We start from the raw sequence: 25,436 nt of genomic DNA on the forward strand, positions 1-25,436 counted from the left end.
TTGGTCCCGGGATGGTGTGCGCGCCGGCGTCAGAGGCGCGCCGCGAGCATCAGCAGCCCGCTGCCGCCGATCAGCGCGGTCGCCGTGCGCCAGGCCCAGCCCGGCAACCGCTGCAGCGCGGCGCCGGCGCCCAGGCCCACGGCGTGCAGCAGCGTCGAGGCCAGCAGGAAACCGGCCGCGTAGGCCATGAACGAATGGCCGCCGGCCAATTCACCGCCGTGTGCATGGCCGTGCAGCACCCCGGCGAGCGCGACCAGTGCCAGGCCGGCCATCGGTGCGATGCGCCGGGCGCCCAGCAGCAACGCCGCGAGCGCGACCACGCTCAGCGCGACGCCCGCCTCGACCGCCGGCAACCCGATGCCGCGGATGGCCAGCCCGGCGCCGAGCAGCAGCGTCGCGAGGAATGCCGCCGGACCTGCGGCGCGCCAGCCCTTCGGCAGCGCGACCACCGACCACATTCCCACCGCCACCATGGCGAGCAGATGATCGAGGCCGCCGAGCGGGTGTGCGAGCCCGGCGGCAAAGCCTTCGGTGCCGTGGCCGGGATGGGCCTGCGCCGCCGAGGCGAGCGCGAGCGCGAAGGCCGCGGCCAGGGCCTTGGCCACCGACACCCGAGCGCGGGTGCTGCGTGCTGTCTGAATCTGCATGTGCTTGTCTCCGTTCCTTGGGGGGTGGTTCAGCGCACGGTGACGCTGGTGAGTTCCTGGCCGTCCGGGCTCATCACGTGGGTCGAGCAGGCGAGGCACGGGTCGAACGAGTGCAGCGTGCGCAGGATCTCGACCGGCTGCTCCGGGTTGGCCATCGGCGTGTTCATCAGGCTCGCCTCGAAGGCGCCGATCTGGCCCTTGGTGTCTCGCGGGCTGCCGTTCCAGGTGGTCGGCACCACGCACTGGTAGTTCTCGATGCGGCCGTCCTTGATGCGGATCCAGTGGCCGAGCGCGCCGCGCGGCGCAGCAACGGTGCCGACGCCCTTGGCCTCCTTCGGCCAGGTGGACGGGTCCCATTTCTCGACGTTCGCCGTGCTGGTGTCGCCGGCCTTGATGTTGGCCACCAGTTCGTTGAAGTCGTCGAGCATCATCTCGGCACAGTACTGTGCCTCGAGCGCGCGCGCCAGCGTCCGGCCGATGGTCGTGGGCAGCAACTGCTTCACGGTGAACTGCGTCTGCGGCATGCCCAGCGCCTGCGGGAAATCCTTGTTGATGATCGCCGCGGACCGGTCGACCTGCTCCTTCACCCGTTGGCAGTGCGGATGGCCCTTCAGCGCGTGCGCGTAGCCCAGGATGTAGCGCGACAGCGGACCGACCTCCATCGCGTGGCCGCGCCAGCGCGGTGACTTGATCCACGAGTACTTTGCGCTTTCGTCCAGTCGCTCGATGTTCGTTCGCGTGCCCTTGGTCCTGGCGCCGAGCTCGTAATTAGGTTCGGTCACGCCGTCCCACGGGTGCAGCCCCTTCGACTCGTCGGCGTACTTGTACCAGCTGTGGTTGACGAACTCCTGCACCTGCGCAGGGTCGCGCGGGTCCACCGGGAGGATCTCGTCCCAGTTGCCGCCCAGGATCGCGCCACCGGGCAGTTGCTGGGTCCGGTGGTCGCCCATCACCTTCTCGTACGTGCCGTAGTCCATCACGTTGGTCGCGGCGAGGCCGCCGCCGTAGAGCCAGCCGGCCTGCTTGTAGATGGTGCCGATCGCCAGCACGTCGGGGATGTAGACGTTGTTGTTGAACTCGATCATTTCCCGGATGCGCGCCTCGATGAAGTTCAGCCGCTCCATGTTGACGGGCGCGCCCGCGGCGCCGTCCTTGTCGATGTTGATGGCGCAGGGCACGCCGCCTACCAGGTAGTTGGGGTGCGGGTTCTTGCCGCCGAAGATGGTGTGGACCTTGACCCACTCCTTCTGCAGGTCGAGTGCCTCGAGGTAGTGCGTCACCGCCATCAGGTTGGCCTCGGGCGGCAGCACGTAGGCCTTGCTGCCCCAGTAGCCGTTCATGAACGGGCCGAGCTGGCCGCTCTCGACGAACTTCTTGAGCCGGTTCTGGATGTCGCGGAAATAGCCTGCCGACGACATCGGATGCGATGGAGACACGGTCTGCTGCAACTCCGAGGTCTTCTTCGGATCGGCCTTCAGTGCGGACACCACGTCGACCCAGTCGAGCGCATGCAGGTGGTAGAAGTGCACCGCATGGTCGTGCTCCTGCAGCGTCTTGGCCATGATCTCCCGGATCAGGTAGGCGTTCTTCGGGATCGTGATGCCAAGCGCATCCTCCACCGCGCGCACCGAGGCGAGCGCATGGCAACCGGTGCACACGCCGCAGATGCGTTCGACGAAGGCCCAGGCATCGCGGGGGTCGCGGCCCTTCAGGATGACCTCGAGCCCGCGCCACATGGTGCCGGTCGACACCGCGTTGCGAATGACGTTGTCGCTGTCGACATTCACTTCGCAGCGCATGTGACCTTCGATCCGGGTGACCGGATCCACCACGATACGGCGACCCGTATCGTCCATCTTGAAGCCTTGTGTCTCGTATGCACTCATTGTCGTGGTCCTTGCCGTTGGGGCATCGAATTCTTCAGCGTTCGGCGGTGTCGGCCGTCTTGCTTTCGGCCTTGTGCTGTGCGGCCCGCTTGATGGCCGATGCGGCGGCATGCGCGACCGCTGCCGCCCCGACCACGCCTGCGGCCGTGGCACCGATCCGGTCGGCATTGGCCTCGATGCCGAACTGGTGGATGTCGGTCAGGCGGTTGTAGAACGAGCCCTTGTCCCAGAAGCCGTCTTCCGAGCAGCCGATGCAGCCGTGGCCGGCCTTGATCGGGAAGCTCGTGCCCTCGTTCCACTGCACCGTCGAGCAGGCGTTGTAGGTGGTCGGGCCCTTGCAACCGACCTTGTAGAGGCAGTAGCCCTTGCGCGCCGATTCGTCGTCCCAGGCCTCGACGAACTGGCCGGCGTCGAAGTGCGGGCGGCGGTAGCACTTGTCGTGGATGCGCTGGCTGTAGAACATCTTCGGACGGCCCTGGCGGTCGAGTTCGGGGATGCGGTCGAAGGTCAGCATGTAGGTGATCACGCCGGTCATGACCTCGGCGATCGGCGGGCAGCCGGGCACCTTGATGATCGGCTTGTCGAAGATCACCTTGTGAATCGGCGTGGCCTGGGTCGGGTTCGGCTTGGCGGCCTGCACGCAACCCCAGCTTGCGCAGGAGCCCCAGCTGATGATCGCCTTGGCGTCCTTGGCGACGTGCTTGAGCTGGTCGATGAAGGGCTTGCCGCCGATGATGCAGCTCATGCCGTCCTGGTTGAGCGGCGGATTGCCCTCCACCGCGAGGATGTAGTTCCCCTTGTACTTCTTCATGATCTCCTCGAGGATCGCCTCGGCCTGGTGGCCGGCGGCGGCCATCAGCGTGTCGTCGTAGTCGAGCGAGATCATCGACAGCACCACGTCCTTGGCCAGCGGGTGCGCCGAGCGGATGAAGGATTCCGAGCAGCAGGTGCATTCGAGCCCGTGCAGCCACAGCACCGGCGTGCGCGGCTTGGTCTCCATGGCATGGGCGATCTGCGGCACGAAGGCCGGGCCGAGGCCGAGCGACGTGGCGGTGAGCGAGCAGTACTTGAGCAGGCTGCGGCGCGAGATGCCCTGACGTCGCATGACGTCGTAGAACGTTTCCATCGTGTCTCCTTGCCTTGGCGGCGAATGTGGTGAGCGGCGCTACGTCTTTGCAACTCGCGGACCAACTTCGTGCAAGCGCGGGAAAACCCCGTGCAGCTCACGGCAAGTGCTTGATTCGATTGGAAAAAAGAGGACGCTCGCGGACGCCCTCCGCAGCGGCGCGGACCCGAGGTGACGCCTTCCTTCCAGTTCTCATGCCGCACTGGAAGATTCGTTTCCACCCCTGCGCCGCGAGGGGCGGCAAACGCGGAAGACCTGCGGCAGCTACCTTGAGCGTGCCACCTTCCGGGCGGGCTTTTCCGGCGTCCGCGGCATCGGCCGGAGCTGCGCCAGGATGAGCCGCTGGCCGTGGTCTCGGAGGAACTGCATGAAGGCCGCTGCCAGTTGCGGCAACCGCCGCGTCGTCAGATGCATGGCGTACCAGTCGCGCTCGATCGGATTCGGGGTCATCGGCAGCAGGGCGAGCATGCCGGCTTCGAGTTCCAGGCGACAGGTGTGCATCGAGAGAAAGGCCACGCCGAAGCCCGCGGCGCACATCTGCTTGATGGCTTCGTTGCTCGACAGTTCGGAGCCCGCGCGCAGCGGCAGCCCGGCCTCCTTGAAGAGCGTCTCGATCGTCGTGCGCGTGCCGGAGCCACGCTCGCGCACCAGCAGCTTGACGCCGGCGAGATCGGCGACGGTCAATTTGTGCCGCGCCATGAGCGGGTGCGCCGGCGAGGCCAGGAAGGCCATCGGATGCTTGGCAAAGGGGAGGGCGGTCGTCTTCATCTCGGCCGGGGGACGGCCCATGATCGCGATGTCGATCTCCTGGCCCGCCAACATGTGGACGATCTCGTTTCGATTGCCGACCCTGAGCTTGATCTCGACTTCGGACCGTCCGTCGGCGAAGGCCACCAGCAGCGGCGGCAGCAGGTATTCCGCCGTGGTCACCGCACCCACGCGAAGGGTGCCGGAGATGCCCCCGCGCTGGGTCGACATCTCGTCGCCGGCTTCGCGCCACAGATCGAGGATTCGGGCCGCGTAGCCGGCCAGCAGTTCGCCCGCGTCGGTGAGCCGCACGCCACGGCCGACGCGTTCGACCAGCGGCGTGCCGGCGCTCTCCTCGAGCAGCTTGATCTGAATGGAGACCGCGGGCTGCGTGAGATGCAGCTCGCTCGCCGCACGCGAAACGCTGCCGAGACGGGCCACCGAATGCAAGGCTGCCAGCTGCCTGAATGTCGCGTTCTTAATCATTAGTCATTGCAAATGTATTTCGCAAAATTATTAACTATTACAAATGATCGTTGGTTCGTACATTGGGTTCCTCACACACCAGCGAGCAACCTGACACGGAGAACCCCATGGGACAGATGACCGAGCCGAAGCAGATCACCGACAGCGTCAAGCGCTACACCGCGGGCGTCCTGAAGTATGCCCAGATGGGCTATTGGGACGGCGACTACGAGCCAAAGGCGACCGACGTGCTCGCGCTTTTTCGCATCACGCCCCAGGACGGCGTCGACCCGATCGAAGCCGCCGCCGCAGTGGCCGGCGAGTCGAGCACGGCCACCTGGACCGTCGTGTGGACGGACCGCCTCACGGCCTGCGACATGTACCGCGCCAAGGCGTACCGCATCGATCCCGTGCCGAACAACCCCGGCCAGTACTTCTGCTACGTGGCCTACGACCTTTCGCTGTTCGAGGAGGGATCGATCGCCAACGTGACGGCCTCGATTATCGGCAACGTCTTCAGCTTCAAGCCGTTGAAGGCGGCGCGCCTGGAGGACATGAAGTTCCCGGTGGCCTACGTGAAGACCTTCGCCGGTCCGCCGACCGGCATCGTGGTCGAGCGCGAGCGCCTCGACAAGTTCGGCCGGCCGTTGCTCGGCGCCACCACCAAGCCCAAGCTTGGCCTGTCGGGACGCAACTATGGCCGCGTGGTCTACGAGGGCCTGAAGGGCGGCCTTGACTTCATGAAGGACGACGAGAACATCAATTCGCAGCCCTTCATGCATTGGCGAGACCGCTTCCTGTGCGTGATGGATGCCGTCAACAAGGCGAGCGCGGCCACCGGGGAAGTGAAGGGCAGCTACCTCAACGTCACCGCCGGCACGATGGAAGAGATGTACCGGCGGGCCGAGTTCGCGAAGGAACTCGGCTCGGTGATCGTGATGGTCGACCTGGTGGTCGGCTGGACCGCCATCCAGTCGATGAGCCATTGGTGCCGACAGAACGACATGATGCTGCACATGCACCGTGCTGGCCACGGAACCTACACCCGGCAGAAGAACCACGGCGTGAGCTTCAGGGTGATCGCCAAGTGGCTGAGGCTGGCGGGGGTTGACCACCTGCACACCGGAACCGCCGTCGGCAAGCTCGAAGGCGATCCGATGACGGTGCAGGGCTACTACAACATCTGCCGCGACACGCACACGCGGGTCGATCTGGCGCGCGGCATCTTCTTCGATCAGGACTGGGGCGCGCTGAAGAAGGTCATGCCGGTTGCATCCGGCGGCATCCATGCCGGGCAGATGCATCAGCTGCTGCATCTGTTCGGCGACGACGTGGTGCTTCAGTTCGGCGGCGGCACGATCGGCCACCCGCAGGGCATCCAGGCTGGTGCGACCGCCAATCGAGTGGCGCTGGAGGCGATGGTGCTGGCCCGCAACGAGGGGCGAGACATCGAGAACGAAGGACCGCAGATCCTTCGCGATGCCGCCCGCTGGTGCTCGCCGCTGCAGGCGGCGCTCGATACCTGGGGCGAGATTACTTTCAACTACGCCTCGACGGATACGTCGGACTACGCCACAACGGCGTCGGTGGCTTGACGTCCCGGCTCTCCATTCAAACCCCCTTCCACCCTGGAGCAACGAATGCGAATCACGCAAGGCGCCTTTTCCTTTCTTCCCGACCTGAGCGATGAGCAGATCACCTGCCAGGTCGAGCACTGCCTGTCGAAGGGCTGGGCTATCGGACTCGAATACACCGACGACCCGCATCCCCGCAACACCTACTGGGAGATGTTCGGCAATCCTATGTTCGATCTGCGCGATGCGGCGGGAATCATGGCGGAACTGGCCGATTGCCGGAAGGCCTTCCCGCGGCACTACATCCGCATCGCGGCGTTCGACTCGACGCACGGCACCGAATCGGTGGCGCTGTCATTCATGGTCAACCGGCCGAGCGACGAGCCCGGTTTTCGGCTGATCCGCACCGAAGAGGCCGGCCGAACGGTGCGCTACAGCATCGAGAGCTACACGGTCCAGGCGCAGCCCGAAGGCAAGCGCTACTGAATCGCTGAATCCGACCCACCGCCATGGACATCTCCTCCGACCGCGACCCCGGAAGGCTCATGGAAGCCTCCGGCGCACGCGCCGTGCTCGACAGGCTCGATGCCGAGCTAATCGGCCTGGCGCCCGTCAAGTCGCGCATCCATGACATCGCGGCGCTGCTGCTGATCGACCGGCTGCGCGCCGAGATCGGCCTGCAATCCACGCCGCCTTCGCTGCACATGTGCTTCACCGGCAACCCTGGCACCGGCAAGACTACCGTGGCGTTGCGCATGGCCGAAGTGCTCAAGCAACTGGGCTATGTGCGCAAGGGCCATCTCGTGGCCGTCACGAGAGACGACCTGGTGGGTCAATTCATCGGCCACACGGCGCCCAAGACCAAGGAGATCGTGAAGAAGGCGATGGGCGGCGTGCTCTTCATCGACGAGGCCTACTACCTCTACAAGCCGGAGAACGAGCGTGACTACGGCCAGGAGTCGATCGAGATCCTGCTGCAGACCATGGAGAACCACCGCGATGACCTGGTGGTGATCCTTGCCGGCTACCGGGACCGCATGGATTCGTTCTTCGGCAGCAATCCGGGGATGGCGTCGCGCATCGCCCACCACATCGATTTTCCGGACTACAGCGAGGACGAACTGATGCGGATCGCCCAGCTGATGCTGGAGCAGCTGAACTACCGCTTCGACGATCCGGCGGCCACGGCGTTCAGCCGCTATGTGGGCCGGCGTCGGCAGCAACCGCACTTCGCGAACGCGCGCTCGATCCGCAATGCGCTCGACCGGATCCGCTTGCGGCACGCGACGCGCCTGTTCGGCCTCAACACCGTACTCAACCCCGACCAGCTGCGCACCCTCGCGGCGGAAGACGTCCTGGCCAGCCGCGTGTTCGGCGATGGCGCAACCGATGGAGAACGAGATGGCGATTGACGTTCTGCTGTTCGATGTCGACGGCACGCTGGCCGACACCGAGGAGGCGCATCGTATCGCCTTCAACGTGGCGTTCGAGCGCGAAGGGCTCGGCTGGCGCTGGGAGCCCGAGCACTACCGGCGGCTGCTTGACGTGACTGGCGGCAAGGAACGCATCCGGAGCTACATCGATGCGTTGCCGGTGTTCGACGGCGAGCGCCGACGGCTGCTCGAACGCGTGCCCACGCTGCACGCAGACAAGACCCGCGTCTACACCGGCATCGTCCGCGACGGCGGCGTGCGCCTGCGGACCGGCGTCGAGCGCTTGATGCACGAAGCGCTGGATTCAGGCTGTCGGCTGGCGATCGCGAGCACGACGAGCGCCGCCAATGTCGACGCGCTGCTGCATTCGGCGCTCGGGCCGCGCGGGCTCGACTTCTTCAGCGTCATCGCCTGTGGCGACCAGGTCCACCACAAGAAGCCGGCACCCGACATCTACAGGCTGGCGCTGGCCAACCTCGGAATCGGACCCGAGTGCGCGGTGGCCATCGAGGACTCCACGAACGGCCTGCGCTCGGCCTGTGCCGCGGGGCTGTGGACGGTCGTGACGCCGACCTTCTGGACGGAGGGTTCCGACTTCGAGGGCGCCGCACTCGTGCTGCCGAGCTTGGGCGATCCGGCACAGCCGCTCGAGGGCGAACCCGGCGATCGACTGCGCGATGCGGCGTGGCTGACTTTCGACGAACTGGCCTCGCTGGCTGCGCCTCGGCGGAAGTCGGCGCTGGCGCAGCTGTATGAAGGGAGCGCGCAATGAACGACATCGTTCGCATCGCGCCCAGCCTGCTCGCGGCCGATTTCGCGCGGCTGGGCGAGGAGGTCGAGACCGTCATCGAGGCCGGCGCCGACCTCATCCATTTCGACGTGATGGACAACCACTACGTGCCCAACCTGACCATGGGCCCGATGGTGTGCCAGGCCATCAGGAGCCGTTGCCGCCGGGGGAGCACGCCGGTGCCGATCGACGTTCACCTGATGGTCAAGCCGGTCGACGCGCTGGTGCCGCTGTTCGCGGAGGCGGGAGCATCGATCATTTCCTTTCATCCCGAGGCCAGCGAGCACGTCGACCGGACGGTGCGGCTGATCCGGTCCTTCGGCATCAAGGCCGGCCTGGCGCTCAATCCGGCCACGCCGCTGCATGGGTTGGACCATGTGCTGGACGAACTGGACCTGGTACTGCTGATGTCGGTCAACCCGGGCTTCGGCGGCCAGTCCTTCATCGAGACGGTGCTGCCCAAGATCGCGGCCGTTCGAAAGAGGATCGACGCCTGCGGGCGCGAGGTCTGGCTGGAAGTCGACGGGGGTATCAACGCCACGAATGCGCGCCGCGTTGCCGAGGCCGGTGCCGACACACTGGTGGCCGGATCGGCCGTCTTCGGCAAGACGGACTATCGCGGCGCGATCGCCGCGATCCGGGCGGAAGCGACGCGCTGCGCGCCAGCGCAGGAGCGTGCCGCATGACGGTCAATCACGGTCATGGCGCCATCCGCGCCGTTGCCTTCGACCTCGACGGCACCTTGGTCGACAGTGCCGGGGGCGTTGCGAAGGCGCTGAACGCCGCGCTGGCCGACGCGGCGCTGCCCCCGTTCGACGTGTCCACGGTTCGTGCGTGGATCGGTGATGGTCCGGACGCGCTCATCGCGCGCGCACTGGACGCCTGCGATCTCCCCGATGTAAACATGACCTGGCTTGCTGGCTGTGTGCGTCGCGGCTTCGACGCCGCCACGTTGGAAGCTCCGTTCGCTGACTGTTCGGTCTTCCCCGGCATCGAGGCGCTGCTGATTGAACTCGTCTTCAGCCGTCCACTGGCGGTGGTGACCAACAAGCCGACCCTGCTGGCACGCGCCGTGCTGGAGGGAGCGGGGTTGCTGCATCTTTTCGACAGCGTGCACGGGGCCGACGAGGCCGCGCAGCGCAAACCCTCGCCCCTGCTGATCGAGCAGGCCGCGCGGGCACTCGATGTGGTTCCCGGCGACATGTTGATGGTGGGCGATGCGCACAGCGATGCGATGGCCGCGTCCGCGGCCGGTTGCCCCGCCGCCTGGGTCAGATGGGGTTATGGCCAGCCTGCTTCCGGGGAGGCTGCGGCCCGATGGCACCTCGACACGCCGGCGGAGCTGATCCCGCTGCTGGCCCAGGCCTGAAACGCGCCGAATTCGATACGAAGAAACCAGGAGAAATGCACCATGCCTACCGGAGGAAAGTCCACCCTCACCCAGTTCCTCATCGAGGAACGCAGAAGATTTCCGGAAGCGACCGGGGATCTGAATGCGCTCGTCACGGACGTGTCGCTCGCCTGCAAGGCCATCGCCCGAAAGGTGGCGTACGGCGCGTTGGGCGGCGTTCTCGGCAGTGCCGGCACGGGCAATGTGCAGGGTGAGGATCAGAAGACGCTCGATGTGCTGAGCAACGCCGTGTTCCTTCGCGCGAACGAGTGGGGTGGTCACCTGGCTGGCATGGCGTCGGAAGAAATGGAAGCGCCGTATGCACTGCCGCCCGAACATCCGCGCGGCAAGTACCTGCTGCTGTTCGATCCGCTCGACGGTTCGTCGAACATCGACGTCAACGTGTCGGTGGGCAGCATCTTCTCGGTGCTGCGGGCGAAGTCGCCGGGACAGGATCCCGCGCCGGACGATTTCCTGCAGCCCGGAACGCGCCAGGTGTGCGCGGGCTACGCGATCTATGGTCCGTCGACCATGCTGGTCCTGACCTTGGGCAGGGGCACCCACGCCTTCACGCTCGACCCGCAGCTGGGCGAATGGGTCCTGAGCCACCCAAACCTGAAGATCCCGGATCACACGCGCGAATTCGCGATCAATGCGTCCAACGCGCGTTTCTGGGAGCCGGCCGTCAAGCGCTACGTCGACGAATGCATGGCGGGGCTGGCCGGTCCGCGCGGCGCCGATTTCAACATGCGCTGGATTGCTTCGCTCGTGGCCGAGGCGCATCGCATTCTCATGCGCGGCGGCGTGTTTCTCTACCCGCGCGACTCGAGGGACCCCGCGCGCGAGGGGCGGCTGCGACTGCTGTACGAAGCCAACCCGATTTCGTTCCTGGTGGAGCAGGCGGGCGGCGCCGCCAGCACCGGACGTTCGCGCCTGCTGGATGTGCAGCCCGACGCGCTGCACCAGCGCATCGGCTTCATCTTCGGATCGGCGCAGGAAGTCGTCCGCATCGAGAGCTACCACAAGGGTGATGCGCCGCCATCCTTCGGCTCGCCGTTGTTCGGCAGTCGCGGCCTGTTCGCCATCACCTGACCCGCAAACCCAACCAGCGAGCATCGAGCATGTCAGTCAAGCATCCTGTCATTGCCATCACCGGTTCGTCCGGCGCGGGCACCACGTCGGTGACCCGGACCTTCGAGAATATCTTTCGGCGAGAGGGCGTCGAGGCCGCGGTCGTCGAGGGCGACAGCTTCCATCGCTACGACCGCCAGGCGATGAAGCAGGCCATGGCAACGGCCGAAGCCGAAGGAAAGCCGCACTTCAGTCACTTCGGCGAAGACGCCAATCTCTTCGCCGAGCTGGAGCAGTTGTTCGCCAGCTACGCCGAAAGCGGCACCGGCCAGAGCCGGAAGTACCTTCACAACGAAGTGGAGGCACGGCCCTTCGGTCAGTCGCCGGGCACCTTCACGCCGTGGCAGCCGCTGCCCGCCAGTGATCTGCTGTTCTACGAGGGCCTGCACGGCGGCGTGACCACACAGAGCGTGGATGTCGCCCGCTTCGCCGACCTGCTGATCGGTGTGGTGCCGGTCATCAACCTCGAGTGGATCCAGAAGATCGAACGTGACCGCAGCACTCGCGGCTACAGCACCGAGGCAGTCACCGACGTGATCCTGCGTCGCATGCACGAGTACGTGCACTACATCTGCCCGCAGTTCACGCGCACCCACATCAACTTCCAGCGCGTGCCGGTGGTGGACACCTCGGACCCGTTCGTGGCGCGCACCATCCCCACCGCCGATGAGAGCCTCGTCGTCATCCGCTTCGCGAACCCGCGCGGCTTCGACTTCCCGTACCTGCTGTCGATGCTGCACGACTCGTTCATGTCGCGCGCCAACACGCTCGTGGTGCCCGGAGGAAAGATGGAGCTCGCCATGCAATTGATCTTCACCCCGATGGTGATGCGCCTGGTCGAGCGTCGCAAGAACCTACTCGGCGCCTGAGCCGAAGCCGGAGCCTTCATGACCAACGAGAAAACGACGACCCCCGACCGCGCCGCCTGCGCCAATGCCCTGCGGGTGCTGGCGATGGATGCCGTGCAGGCAGCCAACTCGGGCCATCCCGGCATGCCGATGGGAATGGCCGACATCGCCGAAGCGCTGTGGCGCCATCACTTGCGCCATGACCCGGCCGCTCCCGACTGGATCGATCGCGACCGCTTCGTACTGTCCAACGGGCACGGCTCGATGCTGCTTTACGCGCTGCTGCATCTGAGCGGCTACGACTTGCCGATGGACGAGATCAAGCGCTTCCGTCAACTGCATTCACGTACACCCGGCCACCCGGAGGTCGGTGTGACGCCGGGTGTCGAGACCACGACCGGACCCCTTGGCCAGGGCCTGGCCAATGCGGTCGGCATGGCGCTCGCCGAGAAGCTGCTGGCGACGGAATTCAACCGGCCCGGCCACTGCGTGGTCGACCACCGCACCTATGTGTTCCTGGGCGACGGCTGTCTCATGGAGGGCATCAGCCACGAGGCCTGTTCCCTGGCAGGAACCTGGGGGTTGAACAAGCTGGTCGCCTTCTACGACGACAACGGCATCTCGATCGATGGCGACGTGCGCGGCTGGTTCGGCGACGACACGCCGGCGCGTTTCGAGGCCTACGGCTGGACCGTCGTGCGTCAGGTCGATGGGCACGACTGGGCTGGACTGGACCGCGCCATCGCCATCGCTCACGCCGCGGACAAGCCGGTGCTCATCTGCTGCCGGACGACGATCGGCCACGGCTCGCCGAACCGTGCCGGCACAGCCGAGGTCCATGGTTCTCCCTTGGGCGCCGAGGAGATTGCGAGAACCCGGGCGGCACTGGGCTGGTGCGAGGGCGCCTTCGACGTGCCGCAGCCGATACGGCTTGCCTGGTCCGCGGTAGAGCGCGGGGCGGCCGCCCATGCCGCATGGCGTGGGCGATTGGCCGCCTATGCCGGCGAGCATCCCGCACTGGCGGCGGAGTTGCTGCGACGCTGCAGAAGATCCCCGATGCCGAGTCGCGACACGGAGGCCGCCCTGGCTGCGGCGTGCGAATCGGCTGAATCCGTTCGTGCCACCGTGGCCACGCGCAAGGCCTCGCAGGATGTGCTGCAACGCGTGGGCCCCGCCACGCCGGAGCTGCTCGGCGGTTCGGCCGACCTGACCGGCTCCAACCTCACCGACTGGCGTGGGCACACGCCCTTGCTGGCCAAGGGAACGGGAAACCACATTCACTACGGCGTTCGCGAGTTCGGCATGGCCGCCGTGATGAACGGCGTCGCACTTCACGGCGGCTTCCGACCGTTCGGCGGCACCTTCCTGGTCTTTTCGGACTACGCCCGCAACGGCGTGCGCATGTCAGCCCTGATGAAGCTGCCGGTCGTGTACGTGTTCACCCATGACTCGATCGGCCTGGGCGAGGATGGTCCGACGCACCAGCCGGTGGAGCACACGTCGAGCCTGCGCCTCATTCCCGGCGTCGACGTGTGGCGGCCCGCCGATGCGACCGAGACCGCGGTGGCATGGCGCGAGGCGATGCACCGGTCCGACGGGCCGAGCTGCCTGCTTCTCACGCGCCAGGCGCTGCCGCACGCCGGGGATTCGACGCCACGCCTGGCGTCCATCGCCCGCGGTGCATACATCTTGCGCCGCCCGTCGGACGAACGCGTGGCACTGCTGGCCAGCGGCTCCGAAGTGGCCGTGGTCATGGCGGCGGCCGATCTGCTGGCGCAGCGGGGCATCGAGGCGCGCGTAGTTTCGGTGCCCTGCCTGGAAGCGTTCGAACGCCAGGACGCGGCCTACCGGCGCGAGACGATCCCGCGCCACCTGCCGCGCATCGCGGTCGAGGCGGGCAGCACCGGCTTGTGGTGGAAGTTCGTCGGGGAGGACGGCGACGTCGTCGGCATCGATCGCTTCGGCGATTCGGCGCCCGCCTCGGCGCTCTTCAGGCTGTTCGGCATCGACGCAGAGACGGTCGCAGCACGTGCTTTGGCACTGGTGGAGCGATCTTCCTCGGCCTGCGCGCTGTTGGCACGTGCTTTGGAACTGGGGGAGCAATCTTCCGCGGCCTGCGCGCTGATCTCCGAGTGATGCCCTTTTTTCAATCCAACCGACGCAAAGAGAGTTTGAATTGACGATCAAAATTGCCATCAACGGCTATGGCCGAATCGGCCGGAACGTGCTGCGCGCGCTGTTCGAATCGGATCAGTACGACGTGCTCGAGATCGTGGCCATCAACGACCTGGGCGATGCACGGACCAATGCGCATCTGACGCGCTACGACACGACCCACGGACGCCTCGCCTTGCCGGTTTCGCACGAAGGCGACGAACTCGTGGTGGGCGGCCGGAGAATCAAGGTCTTCTCGATGCGCAGCCCTGCCGACCTGCCCTGGCGCGAGCTCGACGTCGACATCGTGATGGAGTGCACCGGCCTGTTCACGAGCAAGGCCAAGGCGGCGGCGCACCTCGCGGCCGGCGCGAAGCGCGTGCTGATCAGCGCACCGGGCGGTACCGACGTGGATGCGACTGTCGTCTACGGCGTGAACCACGAGACCCTGCGCGCGTCGCACACCGTGGTCTCGAATGCCTCGTGCACCACGAACTGCCTGGCTCCCGTGGCGAAGGTCATGAACGACGGCATGGGCATGGCTTATGGCTTGATGACGACGGTCCACAGCTATACCAACGACCAGGTGCTCACCGACGTCTATCACCAGGACCTGCGCCGGGCGAGATCGGCGACGCAGTCCATGATTCCGACCCGCACCGGTGCTGCCGCCGCGGTAGGCTTGGTGTTGCCCGAGCTGGCGGGCCGCCTCGACGGGTTCTCGGTGCGGGTGCCGACCCTGAACGTCTCGCTGGTCGACCTGGTGTTCCTGGCCGAGCGCGACACGTCGGTCGAGGAGGTCAATCGTCTCGTGGAGGACGCGGCAGCGACGGGGCCCCTGCACGGCCTGCTCGGATACAGCGACGAGCCCCTGGTGTCCATGGACTTCAATCACGATGCACGCTCGAGCATCTTCGACGCCACCTGCACCAAGGTGTCGGGGCGGCTCGTGAAGGTCTGCGCGTGGTATGACAACGAGTGGGGCTTCTCCAACCGCATGATCGACACGGCAGCCGCCATGGCGAGGGCGTGAGCAAGCCCATGGCCTTCAAGACGATGCAGCAGGTGAACATGCGCGACCGGCGGGTCTTCATCCGCTGCGACCTGAACGTTCCCTTGAACGCGGCGGGCCAGATCGCCGACGACTCGCGCATCCGCAGCAGTCTCGACGGCATCGGCTATGCGTTGCAGCAAGGCGCCCGCGTGATGGTCGCTTCGCATCTGGGACGCCCGACCGAAGGCGCATTGGCGCCGAAGGATTCGCTGGCGCCGGTTGCGGCGAGACTGGGCGAGTTGCTGGGCGTGCAGGTGCCCCTGGTGGTCGACTGGCTCGATGGCGGCTTCGACCAGCGGCCGGGCAGTGTGGTGCTGCTGGAAAACACCCGGGCCCATGTCGGCGAAAAGGCCAACGCGCCTGCGCTCGCCGCACGGATGGCCCGGCTCCTCGACGTCTACGTGAACGATGCGTTCGCTACGGCGCACCGGGCCGAGGCCACCACGGAAGCGCTGGCGCGGCTCGCCGACGAAGCCTGCGCCGGGCCGCTCATGGCCGCCGAGCTGGAGGCGTTGGGTCGCGCGCTGGCGACGCCGGCGCGGCCGATGGCGGCCATCGTCGGCGGTGCCAAGGTCTCGACCAAGCTGTCGGTGCTGAACGCGCTGGCGGCCAAGGTCGAACTGCTGGTGGTGGGGGGCGGAATGGCCAACACCTTCCTGCTGGCGGCCGGACACCCGGTCGGCAAGTCACTGTGCGAGCCGGGGATGGTCGACGAGGTCCACGAAGTCCTCGCCACGCTCCACGCCCGGAGGGCGAAGCTCTTCATGCCCAGCGACGTGGTTACGGCAACCGAGTTGTCGGCCGATGCCGGGTCTTGTGTGCGGTCGATCGACCAGATTCGCGGGGACGAAATGGTGCTGGACTTCGGTCCGGCGTCGATGCGGCAACTGGTCGCCGAGCTCGACCGGTGCAAGACCATCGTATGGAACGGCCCGTTGGGCGTGTTCGAGCTGGCGCCGTTTGCCACCGGGACGCGAAGCCTGGCGGAGGCGGTCGCCCGGTCGCCGGCCTTCACCATTGCCGGGGGCGGCGACACCGTGGCCGCCATCAACGCCTTTGGCGTGGCGGCGCAGATCGACTACGTGTCCACTGCCGGCGGTGCGTTTCTCGAATTTCTCGAGGGCAGGACCTTGCCCGCTGTGCAGGCGCTCGAAGAGCGCACTGCGTGATGCCCTCAACAACCTGAAACTCATGGAGCTTTGAATGGCAATGATTTCCTTGCGTCAACTTCTCGACCACGCCGCAGAACATGGCTATGGCGTGCCGGCCTTCAACGTCAACAACCTGGAGCAGATCCAGGCGATCATGCAGGCGGCGCAGAAGACGGACAGCCCCGTCATCCTTCAGGCTTCCGCAGGCGCGCGCAAGTATGCGGGCGAGCCCTTCCTGCGTAAGATGGTCGAGGCCGCCGCCGAGATGTACCCGGACATCCCGATCGTGATACACCAGGACCACGGCGCGAGCCCGGCCGTGTGCATGCAATCCATCCGCTCCGGCTTCACGAGCGTGATGATGGACGGCTCCCTCGAAGAAGACGCCAAGACCCCTGCCAGCTACGACTACAACGTGGACGTGACCCGCAGGGTGGTGGAGATGGCGCATGCCGTCGGCGTCTCGGTGGAGGGCGAGCTGGGCTGCCTGGGTTCGCTGGAGTCGGGCACCGCGGGCGAGGAAGACGGCGTCGGCGCCGCCGGGGTGCTGTCGCACGACCAGATGCTGACCGATCCGGACCAGGCTGCCGACTTCGTCTCCCGAACAGGTGTCGATGCGCTGGCCATCGCCATCGGCACATCGCACGGCGCCTACAAGTTCAGCCGTCAGCCGACGGGCGACATCCTCGCGATCGACCGGATCAAGCAGATTCACGCGCGCATTCCGGATACGCATCTGGTGATGCATGGTTCTTCGTCGGTTCCGCAGGATTGGCTGCAGGTGATCCGGGACAACGGCGGCGAGATCAAGCAGACCTACGGCGTGCCCGTCGCCGAAATCCAGGAGGGAATTCGACACGGCGTACGCAAGATCAACATCGATACCGACATTCGCCTGGCCATGACTGGTGCAATGCGGCGCGCCATGATGAAGGATCGTGGCGAATTCGATCCGCGAAAGTTCCTGAAGGAAGCGATGGCGGCAGCAAGCGAATTGTGCGTCGACCGCTTCGAGGCCTTCGGCTGCGCAGGAAAAGCGTCCCGAATCAAGGCGATACCGCTCGAGTCCTATGCAATGAGTCGTCGTCGCTAGGTGACGCGCGCATCAGCGCAGGTTCTTGACGAGCCTGTGTGGGGCCAAGTATCCGATGGAACCTGTGGCCTCGGCGGCGCCGCCGCCCATGGCCGTCCGTCCTAGTGCAGTGCGCCACTCTGTTCTGTACTTATCCCGCAGTGGCCGCGAAAGCAGCTTTGGCCCGCGTGACCTTGGCGAGGATGTCAGAGGCGCGTGCGGTCCAGATGAACGGCTTCGGCTCGATGTTGTGATGGGCGACGTAAAGGTCAATGGCCAGTTCCAGCTCTGCCACGCTGGTGAAGCTGTCACGCCGAATGCGCTTGTCGGTGATGTCGCGGAAGAAGCGCTCGACCATGTTCAGCCACGATGCGCTGGTGGGCGTGAAGTGCATGACGAAGCGCGGATGCCGCGCCAGCCACTTCTGCACGTCGGGGTGGTTGTGCGTGGCGTAGTTGTCCACGATCGGATGCAGGCTTAAGGGGCATTGTCACGTTGAAGCAGATCCTGCAGGAACCGGCCACCCAAGAACGGCTGATCAAGACCGGTTACCGCAGCATCGACGGGCGTTCGCCAGCAGACTTCGCGGCCTTCATCACAGCAGAAGCAAGCAAATGGATGCGCATTTTCAAGACGTCGGGCATCAAGGTCGATCGCTGAGGCAGTTGACCATTTCCACGCCAGCGACAGGCGTCACGGTCTTCTCTAACGCGATCCTCCTCACGCCCGCGTGATGTCGCCAGAGAGGCCAGTAGCCGACCTTCATAGTCGTCGCAGAACTTGCGCAGAACGTTGGTCGCTTCCTGGCGATGATGTGGTTGTCAGCTGACCAAGACCGCTGTGGGCGCGTCGAAGCTTTCGGCAGTGATTCGCTCAAGACTCTGCGCATAGTGAGTCGCAAGCCCTCCGAGGGCCATCGTTGCCTCGCGAGCGGCCTCCAGCACATGACGACATGCTTCGTACATGGCCTCGGAAGGGGCGAGCCGCGCCCGCGGCCCCGAAATAGCCAACGCCCCTTGGAGTTCTCCGGTCACGCCAAACACCGGTGCGGCAGCTGATGCGGTCTCGAGGTCTCGCTCTCCATAGGACACTGCCCAGAACTGCTCGCGAATGGCTTGGTATTCGGGGGCTGCAGGTAGCGAGAACGCAAGCAGGACCTTGCCCGATGCACCCTGCGCGACCGCGTATTCCTGGCCTATCTGCACCGACGCACGCACCGCCCTGGAAGGTTCGACCCGGAAGAGCGCGATTCGCTTGTCCTCGTGCCTGACGTAGAAGGATGCGGTCTCGCCTGTCGCAACGCTGAGATGCTTCAGGATGGGCTCGATGACATGCCCCACCTGAAACGAGCGCTGATAAATCGAAGCCAAGCGAAGCGGCTGCGGACCGATGGCGTACTGCCCATCGGCCAGCTTGCGAATGAAGCCACCGTGTTCGAGCGCCGATAGCAAACGCAACACCGTGCTCTTGTACAGCCCGGTCCTCTTTGACAGTTCGGTGAGCGTCAACGCCGCGTCCGTCGCGCCGAAGGCGGCGAGCAGCGAAAAGGCCCTGTCCAACACCGCAACGCCGCTGGATTCGGCGCTATCGGCAGTTTGAACGGCGGGCTTTGTTTCGGTCATGGGAATCACCAGGCAATCGTGGACGCGCTTCTTTCAGAGCTGCGGACCGCAGTGTGACACGGCGCCCGCCACGGGCTCACGAAGCGCAATCAAAGGGTTTACCCGCATTCGAATAGGGAAAGTTCGCCTTTATAGTTCTATTGAGCAGAACCTGGTTCTATTGGATAGAACTATAACAGATGCACAGGAGACAAAGATGAGCAGTACCAATTACCTCGCCGTTCGCGCCGATTGGCTTGCTCTGCAGGAGGAGGAGGAAGTCCTTGAGCCTGGCCTGCGCATCGTCGACGCCCATCATCACTTCTACGAGCGACCCGCCTGGACCTACCTGGCTGACGACTTCCTGGACGACGCGCGCACAGGCCACAACGTCGTCGCATCGGTCTACATGCAGGCTCAGACCCGTTATCGAGTGGATGGGCCCGCCGCCCTCAAGCCGGTTGGCGAAACTGAGTTCGTTTCCGCGGTTGCCCGGCAGTACGCCAGTGGCGTTCCCGAAGTGGCCAAGGCCATCGTTGGCCATGCCGACCTTCGCCTGGGCGCTGACGTGCGCGAAGTCCTCGAGGCTCATGTCCAAGCGGGCCAAGGCCGGTTCAAGGGCGTGCGCCACCTGAGCACCTGGGACGCGGATTCGTCCCTCGTCAACCCGCTGTCCGCCGCGCCCAGAGGCCTGCTAGTGGACAAGGGCTACCGTCAGGGCGTCGCGCAGTTAACCGAGCTTGGCCTTTCCTACGACGCCTGGCTGTTCTTTCACCAACTGCCCGAGCTGTTCGAGCTCGCCAAAGCCATCCCCGACACCCCTGTGGTCATCAACCACTGCGGCGGCATCGTTCGAATCGGAGCCTACGAGGGCCTCCGCCCGCAGGTGTTCGAGACATGGCTGCATGGCATGCGCCAGCTCGCGAAGCTGCCCAACGTTTACGCGAAGCTCGGCGGCCTCGGCATGCGCATCAACGGCTTCGAGTTCGAGAAGGGCGCAACACCGCCCACTTCCCACCAACTGGTCGACACATGGCTCCCATGGATGGAGCCCTGCATCGAGCTGTTCGGTGCAGACCGCTGCATGTTCGAAAGCAATTTCCCTGTCGACAAGGGTTCCTACAGCTATGCCACGTGCTGGAACGCCTTCAAACGACTGACCTCCAGCGCCGGTGCCGATGAGCGGCGAGCGCTGTTCGAGGGGACGGCAAGTCGCGTGTACCGACTTGCCTGACGCCCCGGCCCTTTCCCGCTGTCTACATCCATCAGGAGACTTCCCTTGGAATCCCAGAAGCACGCCTTCCGCCTCGTCATGTTCGCCGCACTCGCGCTTTGCGGGGCGGCCGCCAGCGCCCAAGCCGCTTATCCGTCACAGCCCATCAAGCTCGTTGTGCCGTTCCCGCCCGCCGGTGGCACCGACGTGCTGACGCGCCTGGTCGCGAACGAGGTGACCTTGAAAGACAAGTGGACCTTCATCGTCGACAACAAGCCCGGCGCCGGCGGCAACATCGGCATGGACGCCGTCGCCAAGGCCAAAAAGGATGGCTACGCCTTCGGCACGGGGCAGACGGCCAACCTGGCCATCAACCCGACGCTCTATACCAAGATGCCCTTCGACGCGCTGAAGGACTTCGAGCCCGTGGTACTGCTGGCCTCGCAACCCCTCGTTCTGGTGGTGCGCGCAGACTCGCCCATCAAATCCCTCGCAGACCTCAAGACGCAGGGTCAGGCCAAGCAACTGACGATGGCGTCCGCGGGCACCGGCACCGTAGGCCATGTCGGCGGCGAGATGTTCGCCAAACGGGCAGGCATCAAGGTCATGCACGTGCCGTACAAGGGCGCCGGCCCGGCGACGAATGACTTGCTTGGTGGGCAGACCGACATCTACTTCGCGACCCCGCCCAGCATCATCTCGATGGTCAAAGGCGGCATGCTGCGCGCGCTCGCTGTCACGTCGCTCAAGCGCATCGACGTCCTGCCGAACGTCCCGACCGTCGCTGAATCCGGCTATCCGGGTTTCGTCGCGGAAGACTGGAAGGCGCTCGTCGCCCCGGCCGGCACGCCGTCGGAGGCGATTGCCAAGATGAATCAGGTCATAAACACCGCACTCGCGCGACCCGAGGTCGTTGCCCGCCTGAAGGATGAGGGCAGCGTCGCGCGCGGCGGCACGCCCGCAGAACTCGGTGCGTTCTTGAAGACGGAGAACACCCGTTGGGGCGTCGCGGTCAAGGAGTCGGGCGCGAAGCTCGACTGAGATTTCCTTCAACCAATTCAGGAGACCATCATGAAATTCAGCTCTATCCGTCGCGCCTTGGTTCTTGCCGGTGCGGCCGGCCTGCTCAGTGCATCGGCGCTTGCTCAGAAACCCATCACCATCATCGTTCCCTACGCACCCGGCGGAAGCGCCGACCTGGCAACGCGCGCACTCGCTCAGTTCACCGCACCCGGCGTCGATGCGCCCATGGTGGTGGACAACCGCACCGGTGGCGGTGGTGTAGTTGGCTGGGGTGCGGCCGCACGCTCCGCACCAGACGGAACCACTCTGATGACGGTCGAGCTGTCGTATGCCATCGCTGCTGGGCTGATTCCAACGCTCCCGTTCGACCCACAGAAGGCATTCACGCAAGTCACGACGGCGGTCAAGGTTCCTCACGTGCTGGTCGTGAACCCCGCCGTGCCGGCGAAGAACGTTCAAGAGTTCATCGCACTGGCCAAGGCGCAGCCGGGCAAGCTCAACTACGGGTCAGGCGGCAATGGCACGAACACCCACCTTGCAGGCGAGCTGTTCAAGAGCACCACGGGCGTGGACATCGTGCACGTTCCGTACAAGGGCGCCGGCGCTGTGCTGACGGACTTGATGGGCAACCAGGTGCAGGCGCTCTTCACTTCCGTCCCCACCGCGCTGCCGCACATCAAGAGCGGCAAGCTGCGTGCCCTGATGGTGACGGGCGCCGAGCGCAACGCAATGCTCCCCGATGTACCCAGCGCCAAGGAAGCCGGTATCCCCAAGATGGACATCGACTACTGGATTGGCATCGGTGCGCCGGCAGGTACGCCCCAGGCGACCATCGACAAGCTCAACAAGGCGTTCAACGCTGCACTTGCTCAACCCGAGGCCAAGAAGAAGTTCGCCGAGATGGGCATGACCGTCGTCGCCAACACGCCAGCACAGGCCACGCAACTGGGGAACAGCGAAATCCAGCGCTGGACTACTGTCATCAAGCAGGCCGGCATCAAGGCCGAATGAGGAGGCTGAAATGACCAACGCCCTTCGCGGCATCCGCGTCCTGGACCTGACCAACGTGCTCGCCGGTCCCTTCGCCTGTCACCAGCTCGCTCACATGGGCGCCGACGTCGTCAAGGTCGAGACTCGCGATGGCGGAGACCTGGCACGCCAGCTCGGCGCCGACGCCGAACTGAACAAGCGCTACATGGGCGTGTCCTTCTTGGCGCAGAACCCCGGCAAGCGTTCCATCACCATCGACTTCAAGCATCCGTTGGGGAAGGATGTCTTTCGCAAGCTCGTGCGCACCGCCGACGTGCTCGTGGAGAACTTCAGGCCGGGGGTCATGAAGCGCCTGGGCCTCGGCTACGAAGAGCTGCTGAAGGAAAACCCAAAGCTCATCTACTGCGCCATCTCGGGCTTCGGACAAGAGGGGCCTCTTCGGGACCTGCCGGCATACGACCAAATCATCCAGGGCATGTCCGGTGTCATGAGCATCACGGGCGCGCCGGAGAACGCACCGTATCGCGTCGGCTATCCCATGGCGGACACCATTGGAGGCATCACAGCCGCGTTCGCCGTTGCTGCAGCGCTGGCGGACAGAAGCCGCGAGGGTGGCACGTTCATCGACGTCTCCATGTTGGAGGCCGTGATGTCGACGATGGGCTGGGCGGTCTCGAATCACCTGGTCGCTGGACGAGAACCCAAGCCGATGGGCAATGAGAACGTGACTGCGAGTCCGTCGGGAACGTTTCGAACGGGCGATGGACTTCTGAACATTGCAGCGAACAAGAAAGAACAGTTCGAAGCCGTCTGCCATGTGGTCGGCCGGCCGGAGCTCATTCAAGATGGCCGCTTCAACGAACGACAGAGTCGGCTCCAGCATCGCTTCGAGCTGAAGGCCATCCTCGAGGAGGCCATGGCTTCTCGCTCCACGGACGAGTGGTGGAAGCTCTTCAATCAGGCCGGCGTGCCGGCAGGGCCGGTCTACAGCGTGCCGCAGGCCCTGGAGCATCCCCAGGTTGCCGAGCGCGGCATGGTGGGAACCTTCCTGGACGCGCCGGGTGTCGGTCGCGACATCCGCCTCCTCCGCACTGGTTTCAAGGTCAACGGGGAGGCGCCGCGAGTCGACTCGCCTCCGCCGACGCTGGGTCAGCATTCCGAGGAAATCCTGGCGAGCCTTGGCCACTCGGCTTCGGAAATCGAAGCTCTCAGAACGGAGAAAGCGATATGACCGATGCCACGTCCTCGGACGCTCGAAAGACCACGGAAGACTGGTGGCGCACGAGCATCATCGACATGTCTCCCGGGGTCATCCGCTACCGCGGGTACCCCATCGAAGACTTGATTCGCCAGAAGGTGAGCTTGGCCCAGATGATTTGGCTGATGACGAGGGGCGAGCTACCGACCCGCACCCAAGGCCTACTGCTGGAGGCCGCGCTGATGTCCGCGGTCGACCACGGCCCACAGGCGCCGAGCATCGCGATTGCGCGCATGGCTGCGACCTGCGGCGTGGGGTTGAACAGCGCAATGGCATCTGCGGTCAACGTCCTTGGCGATGTCCATGGCGGCGCTGGCGAGCAGACGGTCAAACTCTATCAGGACATCGCTGCGCGCATCGACGCCGGCCTGCCCGAGGACGACGCTGTCGACGCAGGGCTTCGGGCGTTTGTTGAAATGCACGGCAAGGTCATCTCAGGGTTCGGCCATCGCTTCCACCCTGTCGACCCGCGAAGCGCGCCGCTGCTGGAACTCGTTGACGAGGCGGCTGGCCGTGGAGAGGTGAGCGGACGATACGCGCACATCGGCCGGGCCGTCGAGGCGAAGCTGAGTGCGAGCAAGGGCAAGCCCATCCCAATGAACATCGATGGGGCGACGGCGGTCATCTACGCCGAGCTCGGCTTTCCCGCACCCTTGGCCCGGGGACTGTTTTGTCTTTCAAGGTCTGTCGGCGTGCTTGCTCACGCATGGGAGCAGACCCAGCAAGGCGGCCGCATCAAAGGACCAATCCCGCGGCAGTACATCCCCACGTACGAAGGTCAACACGTCCGAGAGGTGCCCGACCAGCGCTAGTCAAGTTCGAGATTCGGCTCGCTGCGCAATGACCGCCTTCCGCCTGAGTCGATGACTGCTTTGGGCCCGAAGCGCCTGGTATGGCGCCTACAACTCACAACTACGAAGCGAACCTCGATGACACAAGAAGAAGCAGGCGAATGCCCTATCTGCAAACTGGACCAACAAAATGTCAGCCGAACTGATTACGGGGCATTGTCACGTTGGCGATGTCGTAAGCATTGCCGAATGCAAACGACGACGAGATCGCTCTACCACGGGCACCGGTTTCCCGCAGTGGTAATCAGCCAAGCGGTGCGCTGGTATTTTCGATTTCAACTGAGCTTGCGAGACATCGAGGAGCTTCTGTTCGAGCGCGGTGTGGTCGTCAGCTACGAGACGATCCGGCGCTGGTGCGACAAGTTCGGCGCGAGCTTCGCACATCGCGCCACGGCCGCGCGTCGCAAGCCAGGCTCGACCTGGCATCTGGACGAAATGCTCGTGACGCTGCGCGGTGAGCCCTATCTGCTGTGGCGCGCTGTCGATCAGCATGGTGCCGAGCTCGACATCCTTCTGCAGAAGCGCCGCGACAAGACGGCCGCGAAACGCTTCTTCAAGCGCGTGCTCGCGGCTTGCCCGGAGGTTCCCCGCAAGATCGTCACCGACCGACTGCGCAGCTATCCGGCTGCGAAAGCCGAGATCCCGGAGCTGGCGAACGTGCGGCACGTGTTCGTGAAGTCCTGTGCCCGCGTGAACAACCGCGCCGAGAACAGCCATCAGCCCACCCGTGAGCGCGAGCGGCGCATGCGAGGATTTCGCCGGCCTGAGCGCGCCCAGGCTTTTCTCTCAACCTTTGGCCCCATCCGCCAGCACTTCGCGCTCAAGCGTCATCTGCTGCGCCCTTCGCTTTATCGCAAGCAGCTGGCTGCGCGCTTCGATGCCTGGCGCCTTATCACGGGCCTTGCCCGAAATCCGTCCACCGTCTTCTGAATGGCGGCCTCACCTGCCGCTGTCGTGTCCACTGACCGCCAACATGACAATGCCGGCAGCTGCGCTGCCCCGGTGGCTTGGCATTTTCAGATGCCGACTACT

The 25,436-nt window shown here is 65.2% G+C and carries 24 protein-coding genes and 1 pseudogene; 19 read left to right on the top strand and 6 right to left on the bottom strand.

Going from position 1 to position 25,436, the window contains the following annotated elements; translation table 11 throughout:
* Window positions 1-29: 29 nt before the first annotated feature.
* From AC1DYD_RS26565 to AC1DYD_RS26580, 4 genes are all read right to left on the bottom strand, one after another.
* Complete coding sequence (locus tag AC1DYD_RS26565) at window positions 30-647, bottom strand: HupE/UreJ family protein (RefSeq protein WP_478175749.1); 618 nt, start codon at window positions 645-647, stop codon at window positions 30-32.
* A gap of 29 nt (window positions 648-676) precedes the next feature.
* Window positions 677-2,533 (bottom strand): nickel-dependent hydrogenase large subunit, encoded by a 1,857-nt coding sequence (locus tag AC1DYD_RS26570; protein ID WP_478175750.1) that lies wholly within the window; start codon window positions 2,531-2,533, stop codon window positions 677-679.
* Between the two features lie 34 nt (window positions 2,534-2,567).
* Complete coding sequence (locus AC1DYD_RS26575) at window positions 2,568-3,659, bottom strand: hydrogenase small subunit (RefSeq protein ID WP_478167114.1); 1,092 nt, start codon at window positions 3,657-3,659, stop codon at window positions 2,568-2,570.
* Between the two features lie 264 nt (window positions 3,660-3,923).
* On the bottom strand, window positions 3,924-4,892 hold the full coding sequence (locus AC1DYD_RS26580; RefSeq protein WP_478167113.1) for a LysR family transcriptional regulator: 969 nt from the start codon (window positions 4,890-4,892) through the stop codon (window positions 3,924-3,926).
* A gap of 107 nt (window positions 4,893-4,999) precedes the next feature.
* Between AC1DYD_RS26580 and AC1DYD_RS26585 the strand changes: the two genes are divergently transcribed.
* Genes AC1DYD_RS26585 through fba form a run of 12 tightly spaced genes read left to right on the top strand, consistent with a single transcriptional unit; the run spans window position 5,000 to window position 17,489 of the window.
* Window positions 5,000-6,466 (top strand): form I ribulose bisphosphate carboxylase large subunit, encoded by a 1,467-nt coding sequence (locus tag AC1DYD_RS26585; RefSeq protein ID WP_478175751.1) that lies wholly within the window; start codon window positions 5,000-5,002, stop codon window positions 6,464-6,466.
* A gap of 45 nt (window positions 6,467-6,511) precedes the next feature.
* A complete protein-coding gene (locus AC1DYD_RS26590; RefSeq protein ID WP_478175752.1) occupies window positions 6,512-6,931 on the top strand; it encodes a ribulose bisphosphate carboxylase small subunit in 420 nt (139 codons plus the stop codon).
* 23 nt (window positions 6,932-6,954) lie between these two features.
* Window positions 6,955-7,857 carry a CbbX protein gene (gene cbbX / locus AC1DYD_RS26595; RefSeq protein ID WP_478175753.1) on the top strand — a complete coding sequence of 301 codons (903 nt, stop codon included), beginning with the start codon at window positions 6,955-6,957 and terminating at the stop codon, window positions 7,855-7,857.
* Window positions 7,847-8,650 carry an HAD-IA family hydrolase gene (locus AC1DYD_RS26600; protein WP_478175754.1) on the top strand — a complete coding sequence of 268 codons (804 nt, stop codon included), beginning with the start codon at window positions 7,847-7,849 and terminating at the stop codon, window positions 8,648-8,650. The genes cbbX and AC1DYD_RS26600 overlap by 11 nt, the downstream gene beginning before the upstream one ends.
* Complete coding sequence (rpe, locus tag AC1DYD_RS26605; RefSeq protein ID WP_478175755.1) at window positions 8,647-9,354, top strand: ribulose-phosphate 3-epimerase; 708 nt, start codon at window positions 8,647-8,649, stop codon at window positions 9,352-9,354. The genes AC1DYD_RS26600 and rpe overlap by 4 nt, the downstream gene beginning before the upstream one ends.
* On the top strand, window positions 9,351-10,037 hold the full coding sequence (locus tag AC1DYD_RS26610) for an HAD family hydrolase (RefSeq protein WP_478175756.1): 687 nt from the start codon (window positions 9,351-9,353) through the stop codon (window positions 10,035-10,037). The genes rpe and AC1DYD_RS26610 overlap by 4 nt, the downstream gene beginning before the upstream one ends.
* A gap of 42 nt (window positions 10,038-10,079) precedes the next feature.
* A complete protein-coding gene (locus AC1DYD_RS26615) occupies window positions 10,080-11,150 on the top strand; it encodes a class 1 fructose-bisphosphatase (RefSeq protein ID WP_478175757.1) in 1,071 nt (356 codons plus the stop codon).
* Window positions 11,151-11,179: 29 nt separating this feature from the next.
* Window positions 11,180-12,058: a phosphoribulokinase gene (locus AC1DYD_RS26620; protein ID WP_478167105.1), complete on the top strand. Its 879-nt coding sequence runs from the start codon at window positions 11,180-11,182 to the stop codon at window positions 12,056-12,058.
* 18 nt (window positions 12,059-12,076) lie between these two features.
* Entirely contained in the window at window positions 12,077-14,173 is a 2,097-nt protein-coding gene (gene tkt / locus AC1DYD_RS26625) for a transketolase (RefSeq protein ID WP_478175758.1), read from the top strand.
* Window positions 14,174-14,213: 40 nt separating this feature from the next.
* Window positions 14,214-15,224 (top strand): type I glyceraldehyde-3-phosphate dehydrogenase, encoded by a 1,011-nt coding sequence (gap, locus tag AC1DYD_RS26630; RefSeq protein WP_478175759.1) that lies wholly within the window; start codon window positions 14,214-14,216, stop codon window positions 15,222-15,224.
* Between the two features lie 8 nt (window positions 15,225-15,232).
* Window positions 15,233-16,414 carry a phosphoglycerate kinase gene (locus AC1DYD_RS26635; protein WP_478175785.1) on the top strand — a complete coding sequence of 394 codons (1,182 nt, stop codon included), beginning with the start codon at window positions 15,233-15,235 and terminating at the stop codon, window positions 16,412-16,414.
* A gap of 34 nt (window positions 16,415-16,448) precedes the next feature.
* On the top strand, window positions 16,449-17,489 hold the full coding sequence (fba, locus tag AC1DYD_RS26640) for a class II fructose-bisphosphate aldolase (protein ID WP_478175760.1): 1,041 nt from the start codon (window positions 16,449-16,451) through the stop codon (window positions 17,487-17,489).
* A gap of 130 nt (window positions 17,490-17,619) precedes the next feature.
* Here fba and AC1DYD_RS26645 read toward each other — a convergent pair.
* Window positions 17,620-17,943, bottom strand: a pseudogene (locus AC1DYD_RS26645) (transposase); the annotation flags it as partial.
* A 20-nt stretch (window positions 17,944-17,963) separates the two neighbouring features.
* On the opposite strand from AC1DYD_RS26645, the gene AC1DYD_RS26650 reads away from it, so the two are divergent.
* Window positions 17,964-18,128 carry a hypothetical protein gene (locus tag AC1DYD_RS26650; RefSeq protein WP_478175761.1) on the top strand — a complete coding sequence of 55 codons (165 nt, stop codon included), beginning with the start codon at window positions 17,964-17,966 and terminating at the stop codon, window positions 18,126-18,128.
* A gap of 161 nt (window positions 18,129-18,289) precedes the next feature.
* Here AC1DYD_RS26650 and AC1DYD_RS26655 read toward each other — a convergent pair whose 3' ends face one another.
* The gene (locus AC1DYD_RS26655) at window positions 18,290-19,090 is read right to left on the bottom strand and encodes an IclR family transcriptional regulator (protein ID WP_478175762.1); all 801 of its coding nucleotides are present in this window, start codon (window positions 19,088-19,090) and stop codon (window positions 18,290-18,292) included.
* A gap of 196 nt (window positions 19,091-19,286) precedes the next feature.
* On the opposite strand from AC1DYD_RS26655, the gene AC1DYD_RS26660 reads away from it, so the two are divergent.
* The 6 genes from AC1DYD_RS26660 (at window position 19,287) to AC1DYD_RS26685 (ending at window position 25,334) form a co-directional block, all read left to right on the top strand.
* The gene (locus tag AC1DYD_RS26660; RefSeq protein WP_478175763.1) at window positions 19,287-20,303 is read left to right on the top strand and encodes an amidohydrolase family protein; all 1,017 of its coding nucleotides are present in this window, start codon (window positions 19,287-19,289) and stop codon (window positions 20,301-20,303) included.
* A gap of 78 nt (window positions 20,304-20,381) precedes the next feature.
* Window positions 20,382-21,323 carry a Bug family tripartite tricarboxylate transporter substrate binding protein gene (locus AC1DYD_RS26665; protein ID WP_478175786.1) on the top strand — a complete coding sequence of 314 codons (942 nt, stop codon included), beginning with the start codon at window positions 20,382-20,384 and terminating at the stop codon, window positions 21,321-21,323.
* A gap of 30 nt (window positions 21,324-21,353) precedes the next feature.
* Window positions 21,354-22,316, top strand: a complete 963-nt coding sequence (locus AC1DYD_RS26670; RefSeq protein WP_478175764.1) for a Bug family tripartite tricarboxylate transporter substrate binding protein — start codon at window positions 21,354-21,356, stop codon at window positions 22,314-22,316.
* Between the two features lie 10 nt (window positions 22,317-22,326).
* Complete coding sequence (locus AC1DYD_RS26675) at window positions 22,327-23,526, top strand: CaiB/BaiF CoA transferase family protein (protein ID WP_478175765.1); 1,200 nt, start codon at window positions 22,327-22,329, stop codon at window positions 23,524-23,526.
* The gene (locus tag AC1DYD_RS26680; protein ID WP_478175766.1) at window positions 23,523-24,365 is read left to right on the top strand and encodes a citryl-CoA lyase; all 843 of its coding nucleotides are present in this window, start codon (window positions 23,523-23,525) and stop codon (window positions 24,363-24,365) included. Before AC1DYD_RS26675 ends, AC1DYD_RS26680 begins: the two co-directional genes overlap by 4 nt.
* A gap of 228 nt (window positions 24,366-24,593) precedes the next feature.
* Window positions 24,594-25,334 carry an IS6 family transposase gene (locus AC1DYD_RS26685; protein ID WP_478175767.1) on the top strand — a complete coding sequence of 247 codons (741 nt, stop codon included), beginning with the start codon at window positions 24,594-24,596 and terminating at the stop codon, window positions 25,332-25,334.
* Window positions 25,335-25,436: the final 102 nt, after the last annotated feature.

The sequence above is a fragment of the Variovorax sp. P4_B11 genome, assembly GCF_056402355.1.

Coding starts and splice junctions, on each gene's coding strand:
- AC1DYD_RS26565 (WP_478175749.1), bottom strand. CDS start 647: ATGCAGATTCAGACAGCACGCAGCACCCGCGCTCGGGTGTCGGTGGCC.
- AC1DYD_RS26570 (WP_478175750.1), bottom strand. CDS start 2,533: ATGAGTGCATACGAGACACAAGGCTTCAAGATGGACGATACGGGTCGC.
- AC1DYD_RS26575 (WP_478167114.1), bottom strand. CDS start 3,659: ATGGAAACGTTCTACGACGTCATGCGACGTCAGGGCATCTCGCGCCGC.
- AC1DYD_RS26580 (WP_478167113.1), bottom strand. CDS start 4,892: ATGATTAAGAACGCGACATTCAGGCAGCTGGCAGCCTTGCATTCGGTG.
- AC1DYD_RS26585 (WP_478175751.1), top strand. CDS start 5,000: ATGGGACAGATGACCGAGCCGAAGCAGATCACCGACAGCGTCAAGCGC.
- AC1DYD_RS26590 (WP_478175752.1), top strand. CDS start 6,512: ATGCGAATCACGCAAGGCGCCTTTTCCTTTCTTCCCGACCTGAGCGAT.
- cbbX (WP_478175753.1), top strand. CDS start 6,955: ATGGACATCTCCTCCGACCGCGACCCCGGAAGGCTCATGGAAGCCTCC.
- AC1DYD_RS26600 (WP_478175754.1), top strand. CDS start 7,847: ATGGCGATTGACGTTCTGCTGTTCGATGTCGACGGCACGCTGGCCGAC.
- rpe (WP_478175755.1), top strand. CDS start 8,647: ATGAACGACATCGTTCGCATCGCGCCCAGCCTGCTCGCGGCCGATTTC.
- AC1DYD_RS26610 (WP_478175756.1), top strand. CDS start 9,351: ATGACGGTCAATCACGGTCATGGCGCCATCCGCGCCGTTGCCTTCGAC.
- AC1DYD_RS26615 (WP_478175757.1), top strand. CDS start 10,080: ATGCCTACCGGAGGAAAGTCCACCCTCACCCAGTTCCTCATCGAGGAA.
- AC1DYD_RS26620 (WP_478167105.1), top strand. CDS start 11,180: ATGTCAGTCAAGCATCCTGTCATTGCCATCACCGGTTCGTCCGGCGCG.
- tkt (WP_478175758.1), top strand. CDS start 12,077: ATGACCAACGAGAAAACGACGACCCCCGACCGCGCCGCCTGCGCCAAT.
- AC1DYD_RS26635 (WP_478175785.1), top strand. CDS start 15,233: ATGGCCTTCAAGACGATGCAGCAGGTGAACATGCGCGACCGGCGGGTC.
- fba (WP_478175760.1), top strand. CDS start 16,449: ATGGCAATGATTTCCTTGCGTCAACTTCTCGACCACGCCGCAGAACAT.
- AC1DYD_RS26655 (WP_478175762.1), bottom strand. CDS start 19,090: ATGACCGAAACAAAGCCCGCCGTTCAAACTGCCGATAGCGCCGAATCC.
- AC1DYD_RS26660 (WP_478175763.1), top strand. CDS start 19,287: ATGAGCAGTACCAATTACCTCGCCGTTCGCGCCGATTGGCTTGCTCTG.
- AC1DYD_RS26665 (WP_478175786.1), top strand. CDS start 20,382: ATGTTCGCCGCACTCGCGCTTTGCGGGGCGGCCGCCAGCGCCCAAGCC.
- AC1DYD_RS26670 (WP_478175764.1), top strand. CDS start 21,354: ATGAAATTCAGCTCTATCCGTCGCGCCTTGGTTCTTGCCGGTGCGGCC.
- AC1DYD_RS26675 (WP_478175765.1), top strand. CDS start 22,327: ATGACCAACGCCCTTCGCGGCATCCGCGTCCTGGACCTGACCAACGTG.
- AC1DYD_RS26680 (WP_478175766.1), top strand. CDS start 23,523: ATGACCGATGCCACGTCCTCGGACGCTCGAAAGACCACGGAAGACTGG.
- AC1DYD_RS26685 (WP_478175767.1), top strand. CDS start 24,594: ATGCAAACGACGACGAGATCGCTCTACCACGGGCACCGGTTTCCCGCA.